Source organism: Staphylococcus pseudoxylosus (assembly GCF_044794325.1).
GTDB lineage: Bacteria > Bacillota > Bacilli > Staphylococcales > Staphylococcaceae > Staphylococcus > Staphylococcus pseudoxylosus.
Window position 1 is genome coordinate 782,670 of the sequence record NZ_CP085024.1, and the last position, 20,681, is coordinate 803,350.

The 20,681-nt window shown below is 33.6% G+C and carries 17 protein-coding genes and 1 riboswitch; of the genes, 13 read left to right on the forward strand and 4 right to left on the reverse strand.

Features of this window, described 5'->3' with window-relative positions; translation table 11 throughout:
- Positions 1-52: 52 nt before the first annotated feature.
- On the forward strand, positions 53-739 hold the full coding sequence (locus LG295_RS03500; RefSeq protein ID WP_199186488.1) for a ribose 5-phosphate isomerase A: 687 nt from the start codon (positions 53-55) through the stop codon (positions 737-739).
- A gap of 131 nt (positions 740-870) precedes the next feature.
- Here the strand turns inward: LG295_RS03500 and LG295_RS03505 are convergent, their stop codons facing one another.
- A complete protein-coding gene (locus LG295_RS03505) occupies positions 871-2,226 on the reverse strand; it encodes a lysostaphin resistance A-like protein (protein ID WP_325999342.1) in 1,356 nt (451 codons plus the stop codon).
- Between the two features lie 255 nt (positions 2,227-2,481).
- Between LG295_RS03505 and hutG the strand changes: the two genes are divergently transcribed.
- On the forward strand, positions 2,482-3,411 hold the full coding sequence (gene hutG, locus LG295_RS03510) for a formimidoylglutamase (RefSeq protein WP_325999341.1): 930 nt from the start codon (positions 2,482-2,484) through the stop codon (positions 3,409-3,411).
- On the opposite strand, the gene LG295_RS03515 is transcribed toward hutG, so the two are convergent.
- Positions 3,401-4,276: a LysR family transcriptional regulator gene (locus tag LG295_RS03515; protein ID WP_107530365.1), complete on the reverse strand. Its 876-nt coding sequence runs from the start codon at positions 4,274-4,276 to the stop codon at positions 3,401-3,403. The genes hutG and LG295_RS03515 overlap by 11 nt on opposite strands.
- Before the next feature lie 141 nt (positions 4,277-4,417).
- Here LG295_RS03515 and LG295_RS03520 point away from each other — a divergent pair, with 141 nt between their 5' ends.
- The 9 genes from LG295_RS03520 to LG295_RS03560 all read left to right on the forward strand — a co-directional run bounded on the left by LG295_RS03520 (position 4,418) and on the right by LG295_RS03560 (position 15,818).
- Positions 4,418-5,692: a YjiH family protein gene (locus LG295_RS03520; RefSeq protein ID WP_107557725.1), complete on the forward strand. Its 1,275-nt coding sequence runs from the start codon at positions 4,418-4,420 to the stop codon at positions 5,690-5,692.
- A 38-nt stretch (positions 5,693-5,730) separates the two neighbouring features.
- Positions 5,731-7,392, forward strand: coding sequence for a urocanate hydratase (gene hutU / locus LG295_RS03525; RefSeq protein WP_107557724.1), 1,662 nt, complete (start codon positions 5,731-5,733; stop codon positions 7,390-7,392).
- A complete protein-coding gene (gene hutI / locus LG295_RS03530) occupies positions 7,392-8,630 on the forward strand; it encodes an imidazolonepropionase (protein ID WP_107557723.1) in 1,239 nt (412 codons plus the stop codon). Before hutU ends, hutI begins: the two co-directional genes overlap by 1 nt.
- Positions 8,631-9,210: 580 nt before the next feature.
- Positions 9,211-10,401 (forward strand): SulP family inorganic anion transporter, encoded by a 1,191-nt coding sequence (locus LG295_RS03535; protein WP_107557722.1) that lies wholly within the window; start codon positions 9,211-9,213, stop codon positions 10,399-10,401.
- Positions 10,401-11,531, forward strand: a complete 1,131-nt coding sequence (locus LG295_RS03540; protein WP_107530354.1) for an amidohydrolase — start codon at positions 10,401-10,403, stop codon at positions 11,529-11,531. Before LG295_RS03535 ends, LG295_RS03540 begins: the two co-directional genes overlap by 1 nt.
- 78 nt (positions 11,532-11,609) lie before the next feature.
- On the forward strand, positions 11,610-12,491 hold the full coding sequence (locus tag LG295_RS03545; protein ID WP_107557721.1) for an SDR family oxidoreductase: 882 nt from the start codon (positions 11,610-11,612) through the stop codon (positions 12,489-12,491).
- A gap of 137 nt (positions 12,492-12,628) precedes the next feature.
- The gene (locus tag LG295_RS03550) at positions 12,629-13,240 is read left to right on the forward strand and encodes a flavin reductase family protein (RefSeq protein ID WP_107530349.1); all 612 of its coding nucleotides are present in this window, start codon (positions 12,629-12,631) and stop codon (positions 13,238-13,240) included.
- Between the two features lie 147 nt (positions 13,241-13,387).
- A riboswitch (SAM riboswitch) is annotated at positions 13,388-13,488 on the forward strand.
- A 112-nt stretch (positions 13,489-13,600) separates the two neighbouring features.
- Positions 13,601-14,893 (forward strand): Na+/H+ antiporter NhaC family protein, encoded by a 1,293-nt coding sequence (locus LG295_RS03555; protein WP_325999660.1) that lies wholly within the window; start codon positions 13,601-13,603, stop codon positions 14,891-14,893.
- A gap of 418 nt (positions 14,894-15,311) precedes the next feature.
- Positions 15,312-15,818, forward strand: coding sequence for an SRPBCC domain-containing protein (locus tag LG295_RS03560; RefSeq protein ID WP_107530345.1), 507 nt, complete (start codon positions 15,312-15,314; stop codon positions 15,816-15,818).
- Between the two features lie 302 nt (positions 15,819-16,120).
- Here the strand turns inward: LG295_RS03560 and LG295_RS03565 are convergent, their stop codons facing one another.
- Positions 16,121-16,882, reverse strand: coding sequence for a MurR/RpiR family transcriptional regulator (locus tag LG295_RS03565; protein ID WP_107557719.1), 762 nt, complete (start codon positions 16,880-16,882; stop codon positions 16,121-16,123).
- A gap of 223 nt (positions 16,883-17,105) precedes the next feature.
- Between LG295_RS03565 and LG295_RS03570 the strand changes: the two genes are divergently transcribed.
- Complete coding sequence (locus LG295_RS03570) at positions 17,106-18,698, forward strand: alpha-glucoside-specific PTS transporter subunit IIBC (protein WP_325999659.1); 1,593 nt, start codon at positions 17,106-17,108, stop codon at positions 18,696-18,698.
- 182 nt (positions 18,699-18,880) lie between these two features.
- Here LG295_RS03570 and LG295_RS03575 read toward each other — a convergent pair whose 3' ends face one another.
- A complete protein-coding gene (locus LG295_RS03575) occupies positions 18,881-19,411 on the reverse strand; it encodes a hypothetical protein (RefSeq protein ID WP_107530340.1) in 531 nt (176 codons plus the stop codon).
- A gap of 264 nt (positions 19,412-19,675) precedes the next feature.
- On the opposite strand from LG295_RS03575, the gene LG295_RS03580 reads away from it, so the two are divergent.
- Positions 19,676-20,590, forward strand: a complete 915-nt coding sequence (locus LG295_RS03580; RefSeq protein ID WP_107554833.1) for a bile acid:sodium symporter family protein — start codon at positions 19,676-19,678, stop codon at positions 20,588-20,590.
- Positions 20,591-20,681: the final 91 nt, after the last annotated feature.

Genomic DNA, 20,681 nt, shown 5'->3' on the forward strand with positions numbered 1-20,681 from the left:
TTAATGAATCTCATGTACAATAAGGATAAAAGTACAGTATAAAAGGGGAAGCATTATGGATAAGAAACAGTTGAAAATAAGTACATTTAATGATGCATTAGACCAAATCAAAGACGGTATGATTGTTGGAATTGGCTCTGGATCAACAATTGAATTGCTTGTCCCAAAAATTGCAGAGAAACTGGAACAAGAGCAAATTAATATAACTGGCGTTTGTACCTCCAATAAAACTGCATTAATTGCAAAAGAATTGGGGATACGTGTGGTTGATGTTAATGATGTCGAAGTAATTGATATTGCTATTGATGGCGCTGATGAGATTGATAACAACTTGAATTTGATTAAAGGTGGCGGTGGCGCTTTATTTAGGGAAAAAGTCATTGATGCCATGGCTGATAGATTTATCGTTTTAGCGGATGATAGTAAATGTGTGGATTATCTTGGTCAAACGTTTAAATTACCTGTTGAAGTTGATAAATTCAATTGGTTGCTCGTGGCTAAAAAAATAAAATCATATGATAATTTAAAGGTCATACGTCGCATGGTAGATGATGTACCATTTATTACTGACAATGGTAATTATATATTGGATGTTGATTTAAATGAAAATATAGAACCTGCCGAAATGCACGAATATTTAATACACCTCGTAGGCGTCTTAGAAACAGGATATTTCTTAGATATTGCAGATCAAGCAATTATTGGAACGGAGGCTGGAGTTAAAATTATTAATAAATAATTGTTGCCTCTCCCTTCATTTAATTTTATAGTAAAGATTAAAATGATTCATGTACTTAAAGCTTGATTAAAGATAGTTGTAATAAAAAACAAGAGCCAAGACATTTTTGTCTTGGCTCTTGTTTTTATATATTAACGACGGTGACCACGTTTACTCTTTAAATCAAATGGTGAGCGTTGGTTACTGTTGTCATTGTCCCTTGGGTTGTCATCTTGTGCTTTGGTCTCTTGCACATTCGTGTCATGTTGACGTAGTGATGCATCTTTAGCATTTGGGTGTGCTTTTTCTGTTGATGCTTCAACAGCACTATTAGTATGACGGTTTACTTTATCGTTATATTCTTGTGGTTCGTTATGATGCGTCATTGCATCCGATTCACTTGAATCGACAGAAGGTGTATTTTCTTTAATGATATTAGCACGGCTATTATCTTCTTCTGTATCAGTTGTGTGCTCTTCTGTATAGTTAGAACCAGCTGTTGCGTCATCATTAGTATGATTTTGTACTGCTGTTGTTGTCGAACCATGTGCCACGGAGTCGTCTGAGATTGATTGCTGTTGATGGTTCTCATTTTGATTAATCTCATTTACAGTAGTAGAGCTATCATCTTGATGTTCTCTATCCTTAACGTCATCAGTAAGATTTTGATCATCTTCATTAACATGATCAAGGTAGTTGTTTTCTTCAACTTCATCTAAATTACGTTTCGTGAAGAAATAAAGTATTACACGGATGATTAGATTAATTAAAATATATACAACTGCGACCGCAACCGTAGACAATGCAATTACTTTCATAGCAAAAACTTCACCTAATTCTTCATTAAATAAGAAGACAAGACCAAATGACATTGACGCATGGAAAATTGTGGCGATATAAACTGTACGTCCTTTTGTAGCACGAATCAATTCCCCAGCAATCATTGAAAAGGCAAACGAGTAAAGGAAACTATAAATTGCATAATCAAAACTAAAGGCAATATTAACGTTCCATATAGAATACATAAAACCAACGATAATAGAGGCGAAAAATGTATTCATTTTATTTTCAACGATATTTTGTAAGTATGAACGGAAACCAAGTTCCACAAAGAATGCCATTACAATTTGTCCAATTATGATAGAAAGAATTGAAACAGATAAGTCTTTTGTTTGTAATAGAACAAAACTATCAGCAAAGATGTTAAAACTTACCATAGCAATGATAAAAATAAGTAATGGTAACACAAGTGCTAAAATGACACGTTCAATTACTTTTAAATCAATAGTGAGTTTTAAGCTCGCTAATTGCGTACGTTTTTGTTTGAAAACGATAAGACAAATTATAGTAGTAATTAATGGTGCTAAGGTACTCATGTCAAAGACAAAGCTCTTAAATGGTACTGTATTTTGAAAATCTTTAAGTATAATCGGTAATGCATAGGCTATAATGAAGAAAATAAATATCATCATTGCCCATTGAAAACCAGGTATACGTTTTGTATTCATTATGTAACCTCCAATAGGGTTTCGGAAAATCATTCGTTCTTAATTATACATATTTATGGTCGAGAAATAAATTAAATTAAAGATTTATCATTGAAATGTAATAGTTTTACATTATCTAACATCTAATTGAAATAATTTTTGGTGATTTTTGTAAATTATCATGTGGGCAATTGGGTAAAGATAATTATAAATTGAATTGGTTAAAATGTAAGCGTATACTTTAAGTGGTAGTTAAGTAATTAAAGGAGGAGAATTATGTATAAACTAGCACAACGTGATCTTTGGACAGGCAGAATAGATAGTGAAACAGAAGAATCGCAATTTAGACATTTTCAAACGATACAATTTCGCAATATTGAGGACGACTACAATGAAACACGTCAAGGTGTAGGTTTATTAGGCTATGCAGTAGATAAAGGGGTCGAACTTAATAAAGGGAGAACAGGTGCTAAAGAAGGGCCTGATGCAATTAAAAAAGTGTTTGCTAATTTGCCTGTAACTAGAAAATGTAACGTATATGATTATGGTAATGTAGAACATGACCATCAAACTTTAGAAGAAACACAAGAAGAGTATGCACATTTCGTAGCCGAATCGATTAAAAGACATAAGCAAACATTCCTATTAGGGGGTGGGCATGATATCGCATATGCGCAGTATTTAGGAACACGTGAAGCTTATCCAGATGCATCGATTGGTGTTATCAATATAGATGCTCACTTTGATACGCGAGAGGCAGAAGGTTCCACGTCTGGTACAAGCTTTAGGCAAATATTAGAACAGGATGACAATGTTGATTATCTTGTATTAGGTATTCAACAAGGTGGTAATACACAAGCATTATTTGATTATGCTGAAACTAAAGGTATCGGTTATGTTTATTCGGAAGAATTACTGCATCAAATCTCTCCTCCAATTAAGGATAAAGTAGAACGTTTTATCCATGATCATGATGTCATCATGTTTACGATATGTATGGATGTTATTGATAGTGCATTTGCACCAGGTGTGAGTGCCAATGGTGTTCTAGGATTATTCCCACATGTTGTTCTCGAACTATCAAAACGTATTATACCGAATGAAAAAGTTTCAACAATAAGCATTGCTGAAACTAATCCTAAATATGATGTCGATAATAGAACAGCCAAATTATCAGCAAACTTCCTCCATCATTTTATTCTTTAAAATTCCAATAGTTTATACATTGGTCAATGAAAGAAAGCACGCGTTCAGAGTGCTTTCTTTTTTTTAGATAATTGATGTAAATAGAGCGGCTTAACGTCGGGCGGATATCTATTGCATCTAAGTCTCGTGCGTTAAAAGATTGGTAATAAACGCGTGGAATAATTGCATAACCTAAGCCTCTATGGACAAAGTTGGTTGCCGCTTCGAAGCGATCAGCTTCAATTACAATATTTGGATGCATATTCATTCGATTAAAATAGTCATCAAGATGTTTACGCACTTGGGAACCTTTCGTTGGTAAAATAAGCGGTAAAGACGCGATTGATGTCGTTCGTTTATATGGAAATGCATTTTTGGGTGTGATTAATACATAAGACTCTTCATATAACGGTATGGAAGTTATATCTTCATGAATGATTTGCTCGTTTGTGAAAGCGAGATGATTTTCGAAATTAATAAGTAATTCTATGATCTTAGTCTGATCATGAATTTCTGAAATTAGATAAGTCTGGTCTGCATTTTGCTTTTTATGTGTTGCCAGCACTTGTGAAATCCATTGGTTTGTAGATTCTAAAATAGATATTTTGATTTTAGGCACATGTCCCATATTGAGATCATGCATTTTCTCAATTGTTTGATGATAATTTTGTATGAGTTGTAGAGCATAGTTATAAAAATGGATACCTTTTTCGGTGATTTTAATATCTTTAGTAGTTCGCGTAAATAAATCATAACCTAAGTCTGATTCCATCTTTTTTATCGTAGTAGTCAGTGATGGTTGACTAATATGTAAAAAATTAGCTGCTTTCGTAAAGCTATTGTATTTTACAACTGCTACAAAATATTCTAATTGAACAATCTTCATATCTCAGACACCTCTAAAAAATTTTATTTATAGTTTTAAGTTATTAATAATTAGTTTATTTATATTGGTAGTCTATATAATAACATACTATACTGTGAAATATAGAGGGAGGCGTACTTTCATGTAAGGGGCGTGAAGTACATGTGGAAATTTTTCGTTTATAGTCTTATTGGTATTATATTTTTCTTTGTACCAATTACTATTAGCGGTCAATCAACGATTATGATTGATCATATCGTACAGTGGATATCGAAATTGCTTAATCCAATCTTACCGTATTATGTATTGATTTTAATTTTGATTGGCGCAGCACATCCATTTATCAATAAGAAATGGAATAAGTCTAAAACAGATATAGTCTTTAGTTTATTTAAAGTCATAGGGGTATTTATTGCTTTTATGGTGGTATTTGATTTTGGACCTGGTTTTGTATTAAAAGAAAGTATTGGACCATTTTTATATGAGAAGTTGGCAGTACCTTTAAGCGTATTGATTCCTATAGGTGCAATATTCTTATCCTTTTTAATAGGATTTGGATTACTAGAATTTATTGGAGTTATTTGTAGACCGATAATGAGACCAATTTTTAAAACTCCAGGAAAATCAGCTGTAGATGCTGTTGCTTCATTTGTAGGTAGTTATTCGATAGGTTTATTAATTACAAATAAAGTATATAAAGATGGGGGGTATACGCACAAAGAGGCAGTAGTAGTCGCAACAGGGTTCTCAACGGTGTCTGCTACTTTTATGATTATCGTAGCAAATACATTAGGTATTATAGAATATTGGAACCTTTATTTTTGGTTTACTTTAGCAGTTACATTTATTGTAACTGCAATAACAGTACAAATCCCACCTATAAGAACAGAAAAGACAACGACGTATCAAGACCAACCGTACAAAGAAGAAATTCGTAGAGATATGCCATTATTAGAAGAATCATGGTTAGAAGCTAAGATAGCTGTCAAAAATTCGAAAACTTTGATAGAAAATGTAATAGAGAATTTGCGTGATGGTGTAGTAATGACCATTGCTATTTTACCATCTATCATGTCGATAGGATTTTTAGGGTTAATCGTCGCGGAATATACACCAATTATTGAATATATTTCTTACATTTTTTATCCAATTATAAGTATATTTCCTGTAAGTGACGTTGCGGTTTTAGCACAAGCTTCAACAATCTCTATAGTAGAGATGTTATTGCCAGCAGCAATAGCTCAAAGTGCAGATTTAGCGACAAGATTTACAGTGGCAGTGATGAGTGTTTCAGCCATTATATTCTTTTCAAGTGTAGTGCCAGTAATTCTATCGACGGAAGTTAAAATATCAGTCGGTAAACTAGTGATCATATGGTTCGAAAGAGTGGTATTCACATTACTTATTACTATTCCATTTGCATTATGGATATTTTAAACAAAGGAACATTTTATTAAATTAAGGAGTGATTTTTCATGAGAAAAATAGTAGCAAAAAAAGGTTTAGATATTGAATGTAAAGGTTGGGAACAAGAAGCGGTTTTAAGAATGTTATATAACAACCTTGATCCTGAAGTAGCTGAGCGTCCAGAAGACTTGGTAGTTTATGGTGGCATTGGCAAAGCAGCTAGAAATTGGGAAGCATTTGAAGCGATTGAAGATACATTACGCTCATTAGAAGCAGATGAAACAATGTTAGTACAATCAGGTAAACCGGTCGCTGTATTTAAAACACATGAAGAAGCGCCACGTGTATTAATTTCAAATTCAGTATTAGTTCCAGAATGGGCAAATTGGGACCACTTTAATGAATTAGATAAAAAAGGATTAATGATGTATGGCCAAATGACGGCAGGTAGTTGGATTTACATTGGTTCTCAAGGTATTGTTCAAGGTACTTATGAAACATTTGGTGAACTTGCCAATCAACATTTTGATGGTAAGTTGAACGGTACAGTAACGTTAACTGCTGGATTAGGTGGTATGGGTGGTGCACAACCACTTGCTGTTACAATGAACGGTGGTGTTGTAATTGGTGTAGATGTTGATGAAACACGTATTGATAAGCGTATGGAAACACGTTATTGCGATGTGAAAACACATGATTTAGATGAAGCATTACGTTTAGCTGAAGAAGCACGTGATAAAGGTAAACCACTTTCTATTGGTTTAGTAGGCAACGCTGTCGATACACATAAGGCCATTTTAGATAAAGGTTTTAAAATTGATATCGTAACGGACCAAACAAGTGCCCATGATCCACTAAATGGTTATGTACCACAGGGATATTCATTGGAAGAAGCAAAAGCAATTCGTGATAAAGATCCAAAACAATATGTTAAAGAATCTCAATCTTCTATGAGAAAACATGTTGAATATATGCTTGAATTCCAAAAAAATGGTGTTGTTGCATTTGACTATGGTAATAATATTAGACAAGTTGCATATAATGATGGATTAGAAAATGCATTTGATTTCCCTGGATTTGTACCTGCATATATTCGCCCGTTATTTTGTGAAGGTAAAGGTCCTTTCCGCTTTGCAGCTTTAAGCGGAGATCCTAAAGATATTGAGCGCGCTGATGAAGAAATGAGAAAAATCTTTCCAGACAATGAAAAATTAATTCGTTGGCTAGATTTAGCTCAAGATAAAATAGCATTCCAAGGCTTACCATCACGTATTGCTTGGTTAGGATACGAAGAACGTGCCAAAATGGGCTTAGCGCTAAATAAATTAGTCCGTGACGGCGAAATTTCTGCACCGATTGTAATTGGACGTGACCATTTAGACTCAGGGTCTGTTGCAAGCCCAAACAGAGAAACTGAAGGAATGAAAGATGGTTCTGATGCTGTTGGTGATTGGGCAATATTAAATGCATTAATCAATACTGCAGCAGGCGGTTCATGGATTTCATTCCATCACGGTGGTGGCGTTGGTATGGGATATTCGTTACATGCTGGTATGGTTGTTGTTGCAGATGGTTCTGAACGCGCAGATAAACGTTTAGGACGTGTACTTACTACGGATCCGGGTATGGGTGTAGTGAGACATGCTGATGCTGGATATGAATCTGCAATTGAAGTAGCAAAAGAAAAAGGTATAAAAATCCCAATGATTACAGGTAAAGGAGACAAATAATGAACGATTTAATCATTCAAAACATAAAAGAACTTATTTTACCAAAATCAACTGAGCGTCCATTAAAAGGAAAAGAATTAGATGAGCTAAATATCATTGAAAACGGAACTGTTGTTGTAAAAGACGGCAAAATAGTTTATGCAGGTAATCATACGGATGATTATGAAGCGCATGAAATTATTGATGCAACAGGAAAAGTAGTTTCACCAGCACTTGTTGAAGCTCATACACATCTTGTGCATGGAGGATCACGTGAACATGAAATGTCACTTAAAAGGCAAGGTGTTTCATATTTGGAAATTCTTGAACAAGGTGGAGGCATTTTATCTACTGTTGAAGCGACTCGCAAAGCTACTGAAGATGAATTGTTTAAAAAGGCAGAGAAGAATCTGTTAACTATGATTGAGCATGGCGTGTTAGCTGTAGAAAGTAAGAGTGGATATGGTTTAGATAAAGAAAACGAACTGAAACAGTTACGCGTATCTAATCGTTTAGCAGACAAATACAATTTGGATATGAAGCATACTTTCCTAGGGCCTCATGCAGTTCCTAAAGATGCGCAATCAAATCAAGCATTCTTGGAAGAAATGATTGATTTGTTACCTGAAGTTAAACCATACGCAGATTTTGCGGATATATTTTGTGAGACAGGTGTGTTTACCATCGAGGAATCAAGAAAATATATGCAAGCTGCTAAAGCATTAGGGTTTGATGTGAAAATACATGCTGACGAAATCGATCCATTAGGTGGACTCGAGTTAGCCATTGATGAAGGTGCAATTTCTGCAGATCATCTTGTAGCTTCAAGTACAGAAGGTAAAGCGAAATTAAAACAAAGTGATACTGTAGCTGTATTACTTCCAGGAACAACATTTTATTTAGGCAAAGAAACCTATGCAGATGCAAGAGGTATGCTAGATAATGATGGCGCGATTGCAATTGCAACAGATTTTAATCCTGGTAGTTGTGTTACCAATAATTTACAACTTGTAATGTCTATTGCTGCGCTAAAATTAAAACTATCACCAAATGAAATTTGGAATGCGGTAACGGTAAATGCTGCAAAAGCAATAGATGTAAATGCTGGAACAATTAATAAAGGCGATAGAGCAAATATTGTAATTTGGGATGCACCTAACCATGAATATATCCCATATCATTATGGTATTAACCATGCAGAAACAGTAATTAAAGATGGAAAAGTATTAGTAGATAATAAAATTCAATTAAAAGGTTAATGTAATTATTTTGTTAGTCTGGGAGATCAAAAGATGTCCCAGATTTTTTAGAGCCACTTCTCAATTTATTGAGTTAGTGGCTCTTACACATGAGCAAGAGCTCAGGTGTACCAAGTCTAATCTTTAAAGTAACCACTTCTCAATTTATTGAGTTAGTGGCTCTTACACATGAGCAAGAGCTCAGGTGTACCAAGTCTAATCTTTAAAGTAACCACTTCTCAATTTATTGAGTTAGTGGCTCTTACACATGAGCAAGAGCTCAGGTGTACCAAGTCTAATCTTTAAAGTAACCACTTCTCAATTTATTGAGTTAGTGGCTCTTACACATGAGCAAGAGCTCAGGTGTACCAAGTCTAATCTTTAAAGTAACCACTTCTCAATTTATTGAGTTAGTGGCTCTTACACATGAGCAAGAGCTCAGGTGTACCAAGTCTAATCTTTAAAGTAACCACTTCTCAATTTATTGAGTTAGTGGCTCTTACACATGAGCAAGAGCTCAGGTACTAATATTTTTATATTTTGATAAACAGAATTGATAAAATATTTAGACAATTATGATACCATATGACAAGAGGAACATATGGAGGTGACATTCGGCGTGATACAAACTGATTATATCAAACAATGGCAAGGTAATATCATGTCGAACGCACTATCTGGCGTATTAATAGCGCTCGCACTTTTGCCAGGTGCTATCGCATTTTCTTTTATCGCAGGCGTGAGTCCCATAATAGGTTTGTTGAGTACTGGATTAATGATGATTGTCATTAGTTTCACAGGCAATAGGAATTTAATGGTTTCAGCGCCAAGTAGTGGTGTCTCTTTAGTTGTAGCACCGCTTATGGCTAGTCATGGCATGCAAGCAGTGATTTTAGCTACAATTTTTATGGGATTAATCCAAATCATATTTGGTTACTGTCATACAAATAAACTATTAGATTATATTCCTACAGGCGTTGTCATAGGATTTATGAATGCACTTGGCGTACTGCTATTCACATCTCAACTTGATAATATATTTCAAATTTCTAATTCTACTTATGTTCTTGTGTTAATTTCATTTATAATTATTTGGTTGGCACAAAGATACGTAAAATTCATACCAGCACCTTTAGTTGCTATTATTGTTTTAACCTTTGCTGCTTGGTTAATCAAACCAGATATACAATATGTTCACAATTTAGCCTCCATACATGTACATTTGCCAAATATTGGTTTACCTAAAATGATGTATGATTTAGAAAATACATTTATTATTTTTATGTATGGATTAACAATGGCTATTGTAGCTGTTATACAAACAACCTTAACTGCTCGCATGATGGACGTTGTTACGGATACGCCTAGTGATAAAAACAAAGAGTCAATTGGTCAAGGTATTGCAAACTTTATTGTAGGATTGTTTGGTGGATATGGTGGTAGCGCATTAGTCGGACAATCAAAATTTAATTTAAGTATGGGAGCAACATCTAGAGTTTCAACTTTGATTACTGGTAGCTTTTTACTTTTTAGTTTATTTGTATTTGGAAGTATTATTGGTCAGATACCTATGGCGGTATTAGCGACCGTACTAATCACGATATCTTTAAATACATTTGATAGAAGAACTGTATCATTTGTTAAAAAAGCACCGGTTTTTAATGGGTCTATAGTAATACTAACAATGGCGATAATATTATTAACGAATAATTTAGCTGCAGGTGTAGTGATTGTAACGATTTGTTACTACCTCATTTTGTGCTTAAAAAATAAGAAAGGGTGTGACATATAATGCCACAATATGAAGATTACATAAATTGGAGAAGGACTTTTCATCAATATCCAGAATTATCAGATGCAGAATATGAAACAACAAAAAGATTAAGAAGAATTTTAGAATCATATGAAATTACCATCCTAGACTTACCATTAGAAACGGGATTAGTAGCAGAGGTCGGTCAAGGTGAACATTTTGTAGCAGTTCGAACAGACATAGATGCTTTGCCTATTAAAGAGCAAGTTGTACATGAATTTACATCTACGAATGAAGGTATGATGCACGCTTGTGGACATGATATTCATATGGCCAGCATTCTTGCAGTAGTGACAAAATTGAAAGAAATTGAATCGCAATTAACTGGGCGCGTACGCATTATCTTCCAACCTGCAGAAGAACTAGGTTATGGAGCGTATCATATTACTGATACAGGTGCGATAGAAGGTGCTAAAGCGGTATTAGGTTATCATAATTATCCTACATTAGACATTGGTGAATTTGCAGTGAAATCAGGAGTTATTACATCATCTGTAGACCGATTTGAATTTAAAATTAAAGGTGTAGGCGCTCATGCTGCTAAACCTGAACAAGGTAATGATCCAGTGATTGTATTAGGACAATTAATTAATAGTGTGCAGTCTATTGTGAGCAGAAATTTATCAGCATTTGATAACGCTGTTGTTACTATTGGTGAAGTGTCTAGTGGTAATACATGGAATGTGATTGCAGATGAAGCTTATGTGCAAGGTACAGTGAGAAGTTTTGACGAAGAGAAACGTAATTATATCGAAGAACGTTTGCGTGCAATTGGAAGTGGTCTTGCAGAAGCATTTGGTGTTGAAATTGAAACGTTATACCATCGTTTACCAGGTGCGGTTGTTAACGATGAAAAATTAACAGAAGACGCGATAGAGGTTGCTAAAGCGGTAGGTTATAATGTGAGTATTATGGATCAACCATTAACTATTGGAGAAGATTTTTCAGGTTTCTCAAATAAATATCCAAGTGTATTTGTGTTTATTGGTTCTAATAGTGAGTATGATCTGCATCATCCTAAATATGATCCAGATGAACGTATATTAGAAAAAGTACCTGATTATTTCGTAAGTTTTGTACAAAAACTTTTAAATGAACAATCTAAATAGAATCTTTGATTGATGTATTAAAAGTTAAAAAATCAGGGTAATGCATAAGCATATTCTTTAAATAAGGAGTGTTTGCATATGTCAGGACAAGACCCTAGAACAAAATTTTCAAGTGAAGATTTCCCAAAACAAGAACAAGACGTTCCAGGTTTACAAGATAAATTAGACCCTAAACCTGATTGTGGTGAAACTACTTATATCGGTTATGGGCGTTTAAAAGATTATAAAATGTTAGTTACTGGTGGAGATTCCGCTATCGGTAGAGCTGCTGCCATAGCGTATGCTAAAGAAGGTGCAGATGTGGCGATTAATTACTTGCCTGCTGAGCAAGTGGACGCTGAAGAAGTACAACAAGTGATTGAAGCAGCGGGACGTAAAGCTGTATTAATCCCAGGCGATATACGCGATGAACAATTTAACTATGATTTAGTTGAAACAGCTTATAACAAACTTGGTGGATTAGATAATGTAACGATTGTAGCAGGACATCAGCAATATAGAAACAACCTTAAAGGCTTTGATACTGAATCATTTACTGAGACGTTCGAAACAAATGTCTATCCTATTTTCTGGTCAGTTCAAAAAGCGATTGATTATTTAGAACCTGGTGCAACAATTACACTGACTTCATCTGTGCAAGGTTATAATCCAAGCCCAATCTTACATGATTATGCCGCTTCTAAAGCAGCTATCATTTCACTTACCAAGAGCTTGTCTGAAGAATTAGGTAGCAAGGGAATCCGTGTAAATTGTGTAGCACCAGGACCATTCTGGTCACCACTCCAAATTTCTGGTGGACAGCCCCAATCTAAAATTCCAACTTTCGGTCAAAAAGAAGTGTTAGGTAGAGCGGGGCAACCGATTGAACTTTCAGGCGTGTATGTACATTTAGCAGCTGAGGAATCAAGTTATACTACAGGCCAAGTTTATGGCGTGACAGGTGGTACTCAATTAGATTAGAATTGATGAAGTAACGTAATGAGACGGTAATTTTATTTAACTTTTAGTGTTTCAATGTCTCGGTGATACTAAGCATAAGGAGGAAAGGATACATTGATATCCTACCTCCTTATTTTTGAAAGGTAAGGTAATCATTTATGAAAAAATTTAGAGCAGATGCTTTAAGCAAAAAACAAAATTATAAACTATTAAGTGGTAGTGTGATACCTAGACCCATCGCTTTTGTTACTTCGCAAGATAAAGATGGGCATTTAAATGCAGCGCCGTTTAGCTTTTTTAATGTTATAAATAGCGCGCCGCCAATGATCATGATTTCTACAGGTCGCTCTGAAGGGAAACGGAAAGACACTTCTTTAAATATTGAAGAAACGGAATCATTTGTAGTACATATTACAGATGAAGATACAGTTGAACAAATTAACCATACAGCAGCACCGTTGACTCGTAATCAAAATGAATTAGAAAGAACAAGTCTTAATTGTGTTGACTCTGAATTAGTTGCAGTACCTGGTATTGAACAAGCCAAAATTCGAATGGAATGTAAGCTAGATCGAATTATTCCATTAGGTGATCCTCAGGAAGGATCTGATTTAATTATAGGTGAAGTAGTCATGTTTCATATTGATGAATCAGTTTATATTGAAGATAGTAAAATAGACCCTGATGCGCTAAATGCAGTGGCGCGCTTAGCTGGTAATGATTATGCTTCTTTAGGTAATAAATTTACTATCGAACGTCCGATGCAGTAAATATAAAGCGACTAAATAACATAAGCTCTATTGAAATAATAGACGTTGAAGGAATTAGATAATGAAATCGTTTTTTAAATTGTTTCCTGTCCAATTCCATATTTGACGAATTACAATTAATACTGTACTGTAATAAAATAAAATAATAACTTATCAAGAGAAGTGTAGGGACTGGCCCGATGATACTTCGGCAACATGATGATGCGTGTGCCAAATCCAGTAGCATAATTCATGCTAGAAGATAAGAATGAATCACAGTTTACTCTTTCTTCTTAATTTAGAAAGAGTTTTTTTATTTTTTGGACTTAAAAATAACAGAAGGTTGGGTTCTGTTTTAATATTTAGGAAAGTTGGTTATATATGGAGGAGACAAAAAAAGGTAACGCATGGGCTTTGATACCTTTAATCGTATTTGTTGGTATGTTTTTAGGTGTGGGTATTAGTACAGGCGACTTTACTACGATGCCACTGAATGTAGCTATATTAGTTGCTGCTATTGTCGGCTTAGCGTTAAATAGAAAAGAATCATTTCAAAAAAAAGTTGAAGTTTTTACAAAAGGTGCAGGACATTCCAATATTATTTTAATGATGTTAATTTTCTTATTAGCAGGTGCCTTTTCTCAAACGACTGAAGATATGGGTGGCGTGCAGTCGACGGTTAACTTAGGGTTATCATTAATCCCAGAAAATTTAATTATCGTCGGACTATTTATCATATGTATGTTTGTATCTTTATCAATGGGGACGTCTGTAGGGACGGTAGCTGCTATAGCACCAGTTGGCTTTGGTTTAAGTCAGGCTACAGATGTTTCGGCTGCGATTACAATGGCTACTGTTGTTGGTGGAGCTATGTTTGGTGATAACTTATCAATGATTTCTGATACTACGATCGCTGCAGTACGTACCCAAAAAACGAAAATGAGCGATAAATTTAAAGTGAACATAAAGATTGTTTTACCTGGCGCGATATTTACTATTATTGCGCTTTGGTTTTTAACAAATGGTGCCCATATAGATGCAAATAAAAGTTATGATTATGATCTTATTAAAGTAATTCCATACTTATTTGTGCTTATCTTGGCATTAATAGGTGTAAATGTAGTTATCGTATTAATCGGTGGTATTATACTTTCTGCAATTATTGGATTAATCTACGGTTCATTTGGTTGGACAGGTTTATTAAGTTCTATATCTAAAGGTATTATCGGTATGGAAGATATAGCGATTATTGCATTGCTCATTGGTGGTTTAGTGGCGTTAATCCAACATAATGGTGGTATTACTTGGCTATTAAATTTTGTGCGCAGTAAAGTGAAATCTAAACGTGGTGCAGAATTAGGTATTGCTGGCTTAGTCAGTGTGGCAGATATATCAACCGCAAATAATACTATTTCTATATTAATGGCAGGACCATTAGCAAAAGATATTTCAGAGGAATATGATGTGGATCCACGTAAATCAGCTAGTATTTTAGATATGTTTGCGAGTTGTTTCCAAGGGATGCTGCCATATAGTCCTCAATTGATAGCTGCTGCAGGTGTGGCGTCTATATCTCCATTTGAATTAGTACCTTACGCAATTTATCCAATGATACTAGGCGTTTGTGGACTTATAGCAATTTTCTTTAGATTACCTAGATTAGATAAAAAGTAAATAAGATACATTGTAACATCAAATTGAGCAATGATTTTTATGTTCTCAATAGAGTATTGAAGTTATATGCTAATAAGCATGATTTGAAAATTGATGATGTTCATTGTGTTATATAATATTAAGAGACTATAAGCTAGCTTTGAATTTGAGTCCGGGATATATGAATGTTCCGGGCTCATTCGCTATTTTAAATAAACAGTATGCTAACAGAATATGCTAAGATAAATGTGAAGTTTATTTAGTATGATATTTAATGAAAATGAAAGTTTTGACGTTTACTGACTAATAGCGATAAAATGAGATTGTTAAAGTTTTATAAATATTAAAGAACATCACTATATTTACTTGATAATTGTTTAGAAGTATAGTGTAATGCGTTAGAATAGTAATAAGAGTGAAAGTAGGTGAACAATCGATCGTGGGTAAATACAATGTAGAAAATGAGAATGTTGAAATTCGTCTTGAAAGATTATTTAAAGTAGAACCTGAATTATTATACCAAGCTTGGACAGATCAACGTTTTCTGAAACAATGGTTTATGACAACTGAAAGAACAAATAAAACTATTGAAGTAGCTGCTGAACAAAATGGTAAGTACAAAATTGTTGATGTTCATAAAGGTAAAGAGAATATAGTACAAGGTACATTTGCTTCATTAACACCTTATGAATATATCGTCATGACAATTGGTATGCCAGAATTAAGTGATTCAGAAGATACGATAGAAGTTGAAATATTCGAAAGAGAACCAGGCATTACGCAAATGATTTTCAATTATATTGCTTTTGTACCAAGAGAAAGAAGGTTAACATCTTTAGAGTATAAACAGAAGAAGAAAGAATATCATGATTCAACGGCACATGGATTTGAAATGTTATTTGATAAACTACAATTAGCGCTTGAAGCGTTTGAAGCGGATTTATAAAATAGTACGCTGATATAGCAATCATACTGAGTGATAATGGTTTTATTGGATTATTTCGATCCTGATAATATTATTTAGGTTTGAATAAAGTTTGAATGAAATTTCGACCTGTATCAAAGTAAATACTTTATATGGTTTGCTCGGTCAGCACTAAAAATAAATAATGCTCCCTTTAAAGTAATCACCAAATGTGACAGGCTTTAGAGGGAGCTTTTGTTGTTATTAACAAACTTAACATAATCATTTAAACTTAAATACAGTTATTTGAACATGTCGAATAAATCAATAGCTGGGCAGTGTATTTAATACAGTTCGCCTATAACTTTACGTTCATTATATTTTCGTAATAAGGTTTCGAAGAAAATATGGTAACTAATAAAACTTGAATAATCTATGCCATCTGCTAAGTAAAATGTATTACTAGATACATAGATATTATAATTCGCCTTTTGAGCAAGTGTATTATCTTTTAAAGTGGTTACAGAGAAAAAATATTTTTGACGCAATTGTAATAAATTGCTGATATCTGTTAACTGCTCTGATTCACCAGAAAGAGAAATGATAAAGAAGATATCTTTCGGTGTTGTTTTATTTAATACCATTTTAAATTCGTGTACGTCATGGAGTACGATAATATTTTTATGTACCGTTAGTAAGATGCGCTGTGCTTCCTGAGCAACATTCATTTGGGCTAATCCAGTTCCATATAAATAAACGGTTTCTGCTTGGTGAATTTTATCTGTAATCAGGTTATAATCGATTCTTTCTAAATAAGTGAAAGTATTTTCGATTTCTTGTTTAAAACCTTCTATTGAATCTGAAGGTAATTGATGTGATTGTTCAGTTTCAAATTTTAAATAAGATTTAAAATCACTATAACCATCAAAGCCTAACTTACGAGTGAAACGATGAATGGTGGCGTTAGATGCGTGGGTGTGTTCTGCTAATTCTTGTATTTTCATCGTTTTACATTGTAGGATATGTGTATTAATAAAATGTGCAATATGTAAATCATTTTCATTTAATTTATTAAAATTAGTGTTAACACGTTCATCTAAAAACAAATTTGTCACCTCACATTGCATGAAAAAAATTTCATGTTTTGAAAATATAATCTGATTATACAAAATTGTTCCGAATGGCGTCAAACTATTGTCTGTATGTAAGCGTTTCCTTTAATATTGAGTTAATCACATACAACACATGCTCAATGAATTATATTTATAGATTTATTATGAATGATGTGTAGACAAATGCTTATGTATAGAAATAGGAGGTTATACGGCTATGAATGCAATTAAACGATTTGGGAGTGCGATGATTGTACCTGTATTAATGTTTGCATTTTTTGGTATTGTTTTAGGATTTGCCACTTTATTTAAAAACCCATCGATTATGGGAAGCATTGCTGCTGATGGAACAACTTGGTTTAAGATTTGGTCAGTAATCGAAGCTGGTGGTTGGACAATTTTTAATCATATGGAAGTTGTGTTTGTGGTCGGTTTGCCACTATCTTTGGCTAAAAAAGCGCCTGGACATGCAGCTTTAGCAGCATTGATGGGCTACCTTATGTTCAATACTTTTATAAATGCAATACTTACACAATGGCCGCATACATTTGGAGCGAATTTGGAAAAAGGCGTTGAAAATGTAACAGGACTTAAAGCGATTGCTGGGATTGAAACGTTAGATACGAATATACTTGGTGGAATTATCATTTCGAGTATCATAACTTGGATACATAATCGATACTACAGTAAACGATTACCAGAGATGTTAGGCGTTTTCCAAGGTCTAACATTTGTGGTTACGATATCATTCTTTGTTATGTTACCAATAGCACTACTTACGTGTATTATTTGGCCGACGGTGCAAGGTGGTATAACTTCATTACAAGGCTTTATTATTGGATCAGGTTATATTGGCGTTTGGTTGTATCACTTCTTAGAACGAGTACTAATTCCAACAGGATTACACCATTTTATATATGCACCAATTGAAGTTGGTCCTGTTGTAGTCAATCATGGCTTAAAAGCAGAATGGTTTGAACACGTTAATGAATTTGCTAAAAGTACCAAACCGTTAAAAGAACAGTTCCCATATGGGTTTATGTTACAAGGTAATGGTAAAGTATTTGGAGCTATAGGTATTGCTTTGGCTATGTATTCAACAACGCCTAAAGTAAATAAAAAGAAAATTGCAGCACTACTTATTCCAGCAACATTAACTGCTGTTGTAGTTGGTATTACCGAACCATTAGAATTTACATTCCTATTTATAGCGCCATATTTATTTGTATTGCATGCATTATTAGCTGCAACAATGGATACAATGATGTATGGATTTGGTTTAGTAGGTAACTTTGGAGGAGGACTATTAGACTTCTTTGCAACAAACTGGATACCGTTAGCACAAAATCATTGGTTAACTTATGTGATACAAATCATCATAGGGTTAGGATTTACTGCGATTTATTATTTCTTATTTAGATTTTTAATTCTTAAATTTGATATTCCACTTCCTGGTCGTAAAAAAGATGAAAAAGATGTGAAATTATATAATAAAAATGATTATAAAGGTAAAAAGAACGAAGATCATAGCGCAGTAGCAACAGGAAATGAGTATGAAGATAAGGCGATTTATTATTTAGCAGGTTTAGGTGGCAAGGAAAATATCAAAGATGTAACCAACTGCACAACACGCCTAAGACTTACGGTGAACGATGTTGAGAAGGTCGAAGATAGTGCGTATTTTACACATAATCAAATGGCACATGGATTAGTAAAAAGTGGTAAAAATGTTCAAGTGGTGGTAGGTATGTCTGTGCCTCAAGTAAGAGAAGCATTTGAAAATCTAGTGAATAATGAGGATATAAAATAATTATATATAAGCAATAGAGGATGAATTAATCAAGGCTCAGTACTTGTATAGGAACTAGTTAATAATTTCAATTCATGTAACGATTGCCTAATAGATTAAGAGGAACCAAAACATCAATGTCTTGGTTCCTCTTTTTTAATATTTATTTTAAATTGGTAATTTTTATAAGTAGTTTATTTAAATTATGAAATTCTAGCTTTATTCATCCAACGAGGCTGATATACAGCACCAAGTATGTCGATGTTATGCGTAGCAAGCATATATATGAGTTTTGCAAAAACTGAGGGTGACGTCGATACGTTTATCTTATTACGATTGAAAGTATATGTAATGTATTCGGTTTGATTTATTAAATTTAAAATATCGATGACTTTGTCTTTAATAAATGCATCACGAAGTCCATCTACAACTAATTCAAAACGTTTGGAAGATAATAATAAATGATCTAAATCTAAAAGGTCATTAGTATCTGTACCTTGTAGTATTTGATAAATAGAATAGTTATGAAAACTAAGGAAACTAATCATATATGGTAATTGCTGCTTTGGTAAATTAATCTCTAAAGCATACAAATTATTTTGTTTGAAAATCGTAAATTTAAATGAATTACAAAATTGTATTTGCTTACATAGTTTAGTTAAATTTTTTCTTGAGGCACGATTATTTAATCCTCCAATATTTAACACAAAAGTTTCAGTTCTATCTAAAAACATATGATACCCCCAATATCTATAGAAAGTGTTTATCTCTATTAATCATAATATTCAATTACACTTAAATTTCCACAAGTTATTATTTCTATTAGATTGTACCACTCTTTTTTATTGGAATCACTAGGTCTTAAGAACGAAGTTTAAAATTTTTCATACTAATTTATTACAGATATTATTTTTAGAATATTTAGAAAATTAAGTTGTTTGGAAGTATAAAGTATGATACATTTTTCTTTGTTAATACATAAAGGGAAGTGTTTATAGATGTTATCAAAAGTAAGTAGATTTGCAACCAACACATTTTTATTATGGATGTTAGTTGCTGCAATTATAGGTTTTATTTTTCCTGCCCAATTAGCAACATTAAGTGGATGGGTTCCCTATTTATTAGGTATTGTAATGCTAGGGATGGGGTTAACGATAGACCCTAAAGATTTTAAAATTGTATTTCAAGCACCGCGTTCAGTGATCATTGGCGTTATATTACAATATACAATTATGCCATTAACAGCTTTTTTAATTGCTAAATTATTTAATCTGCCACCAGAAGTAGCTATAGGTGTTATTTTAGTGGGATGTTGTCCTGGCGGAACATCAAGTAATGTAATGAGCTACCTTGCTAATGCAAATGTCGCTTTATCAGTTGCAATTACAAGTGTGTCCACACTATTAGCGCCGATTTTAACGCCAGCCTTAATATATTTATTTGCTAATCAATGGTTAGAAGTATCATTTATGAGTATGTTTTGGTCAGTTGTCCAAGTCATCTTAATTCCAATCATCATTGGCTTTATATTACAAAAATTATTTAAAAACTTTGCCGCTAAATCAGCGACAGCTTTACCAATTGTTTCAGTTGTTGCAATTTCGCTTATCTTAGCGTCAGTAGTAGGGGGAAGTAAATCACAAATACTTGAAACAGGCTTATTGATTTTTGCTGTTGTTATCTTACACAATATTGTAGGTTACACGCTTGGATATACTTTGGCTAAAATATTCCATTTGGAAAGAGCTGATAAAAAAGCTGTTTCTATAGAAGTAGGTATGCAAAATTCAGGGCTGGCTGTATCATTAGCCACCGTTCATTTTAGCCCATTAGCTGCAGTTCCAGGAGCTGTGTTTAGTCTGATTCATAATATTACTGGACCAATATTAGCTAAATATTGGAATAAACGATAAAAAATAGGAAGATACTAAGCTAATTTATGAACTGTATCCAGTCAAGTAGACAATGAAATAATTAAAGTAACTTATTGGTCCAATTCATAGT

Excerpts from the sequence above, each read along its gene's own strand:
- LG295_RS03505 (WP_325999342.1), bottom strand. The coding sequence starts at position 2,226 with ATGAATACAAAACGTATACCTGGTTTTCAATGGGCAATGATGATATTT.
- hutG (WP_325999341.1), top strand. The coding sequence starts at position 2,482 with ATGTATAAACTAGCACAACGTGATCTTTGGACAGGCAGAATAGATAGT.
- LG295_RS03515 (WP_107530365.1), bottom strand. The coding sequence starts at position 4,276 with ATGAAGATTGTTCAATTAGAATATTTTGTAGCAGTTGTAAAATACAAT.
- LG295_RS03520 (WP_107557725.1), top strand. The coding sequence starts at position 4,418 with ATGTGGAAATTTTTCGTTTATAGTCTTATTGGTATTATATTTTTCTTT.
- hutU (WP_107557724.1), top strand. The coding sequence starts at position 5,731 with ATGAGAAAAATAGTAGCAAAAAAAGGTTTAGATATTGAATGTAAAGGT.
- hutI (WP_107557723.1), top strand. The coding sequence starts at position 7,392 with ATGAACGATTTAATCATTCAAAACATAAAAGAACTTATTTTACCAAAA.
- LG295_RS03535 (WP_107557722.1), top strand. The coding sequence starts at position 9,211 with ATGGAGGTGACATTCGGCGTGATACAAACTGATTATATCAAACAATGG.
- LG295_RS03540 (WP_107530354.1), top strand. The coding sequence starts at position 10,401 with ATGCCACAATATGAAGATTACATAAATTGGAGAAGGACTTTTCATCAA.
- LG295_RS03545 (WP_107557721.1), top strand. The coding sequence starts at position 11,610 with ATGTCAGGACAAGACCCTAGAACAAAATTTTCAAGTGAAGATTTCCCA.
- LG295_RS03550 (WP_107530349.1), top strand. The coding sequence starts at position 12,629 with ATGAAAAAATTTAGAGCAGATGCTTTAAGCAAAAAACAAAATTATAAA.
- LG295_RS03555 (WP_325999660.1), top strand. The coding sequence starts at position 13,601 with ATGGAGGAGACAAAAAAAGGTAACGCATGGGCTTTGATACCTTTAATC.
- LG295_RS03570 (WP_325999659.1), top strand. The coding sequence starts at position 17,106 with ATGAATGCAATTAAACGATTTGGGAGTGCGATGATTGTACCTGTATTA.
- LG295_RS03575 (WP_107530340.1), bottom strand. The coding sequence starts at position 19,411 with ATGTTTTTAGATAGAACTGAAACTTTTGTGTTAAATATTGGAGGATTA.
- LG295_RS03580 (WP_107554833.1), top strand. The coding sequence starts at position 19,676 with ATGTTATCAAAAGTAAGTAGATTTGCAACCAACACATTTTTATTATGG.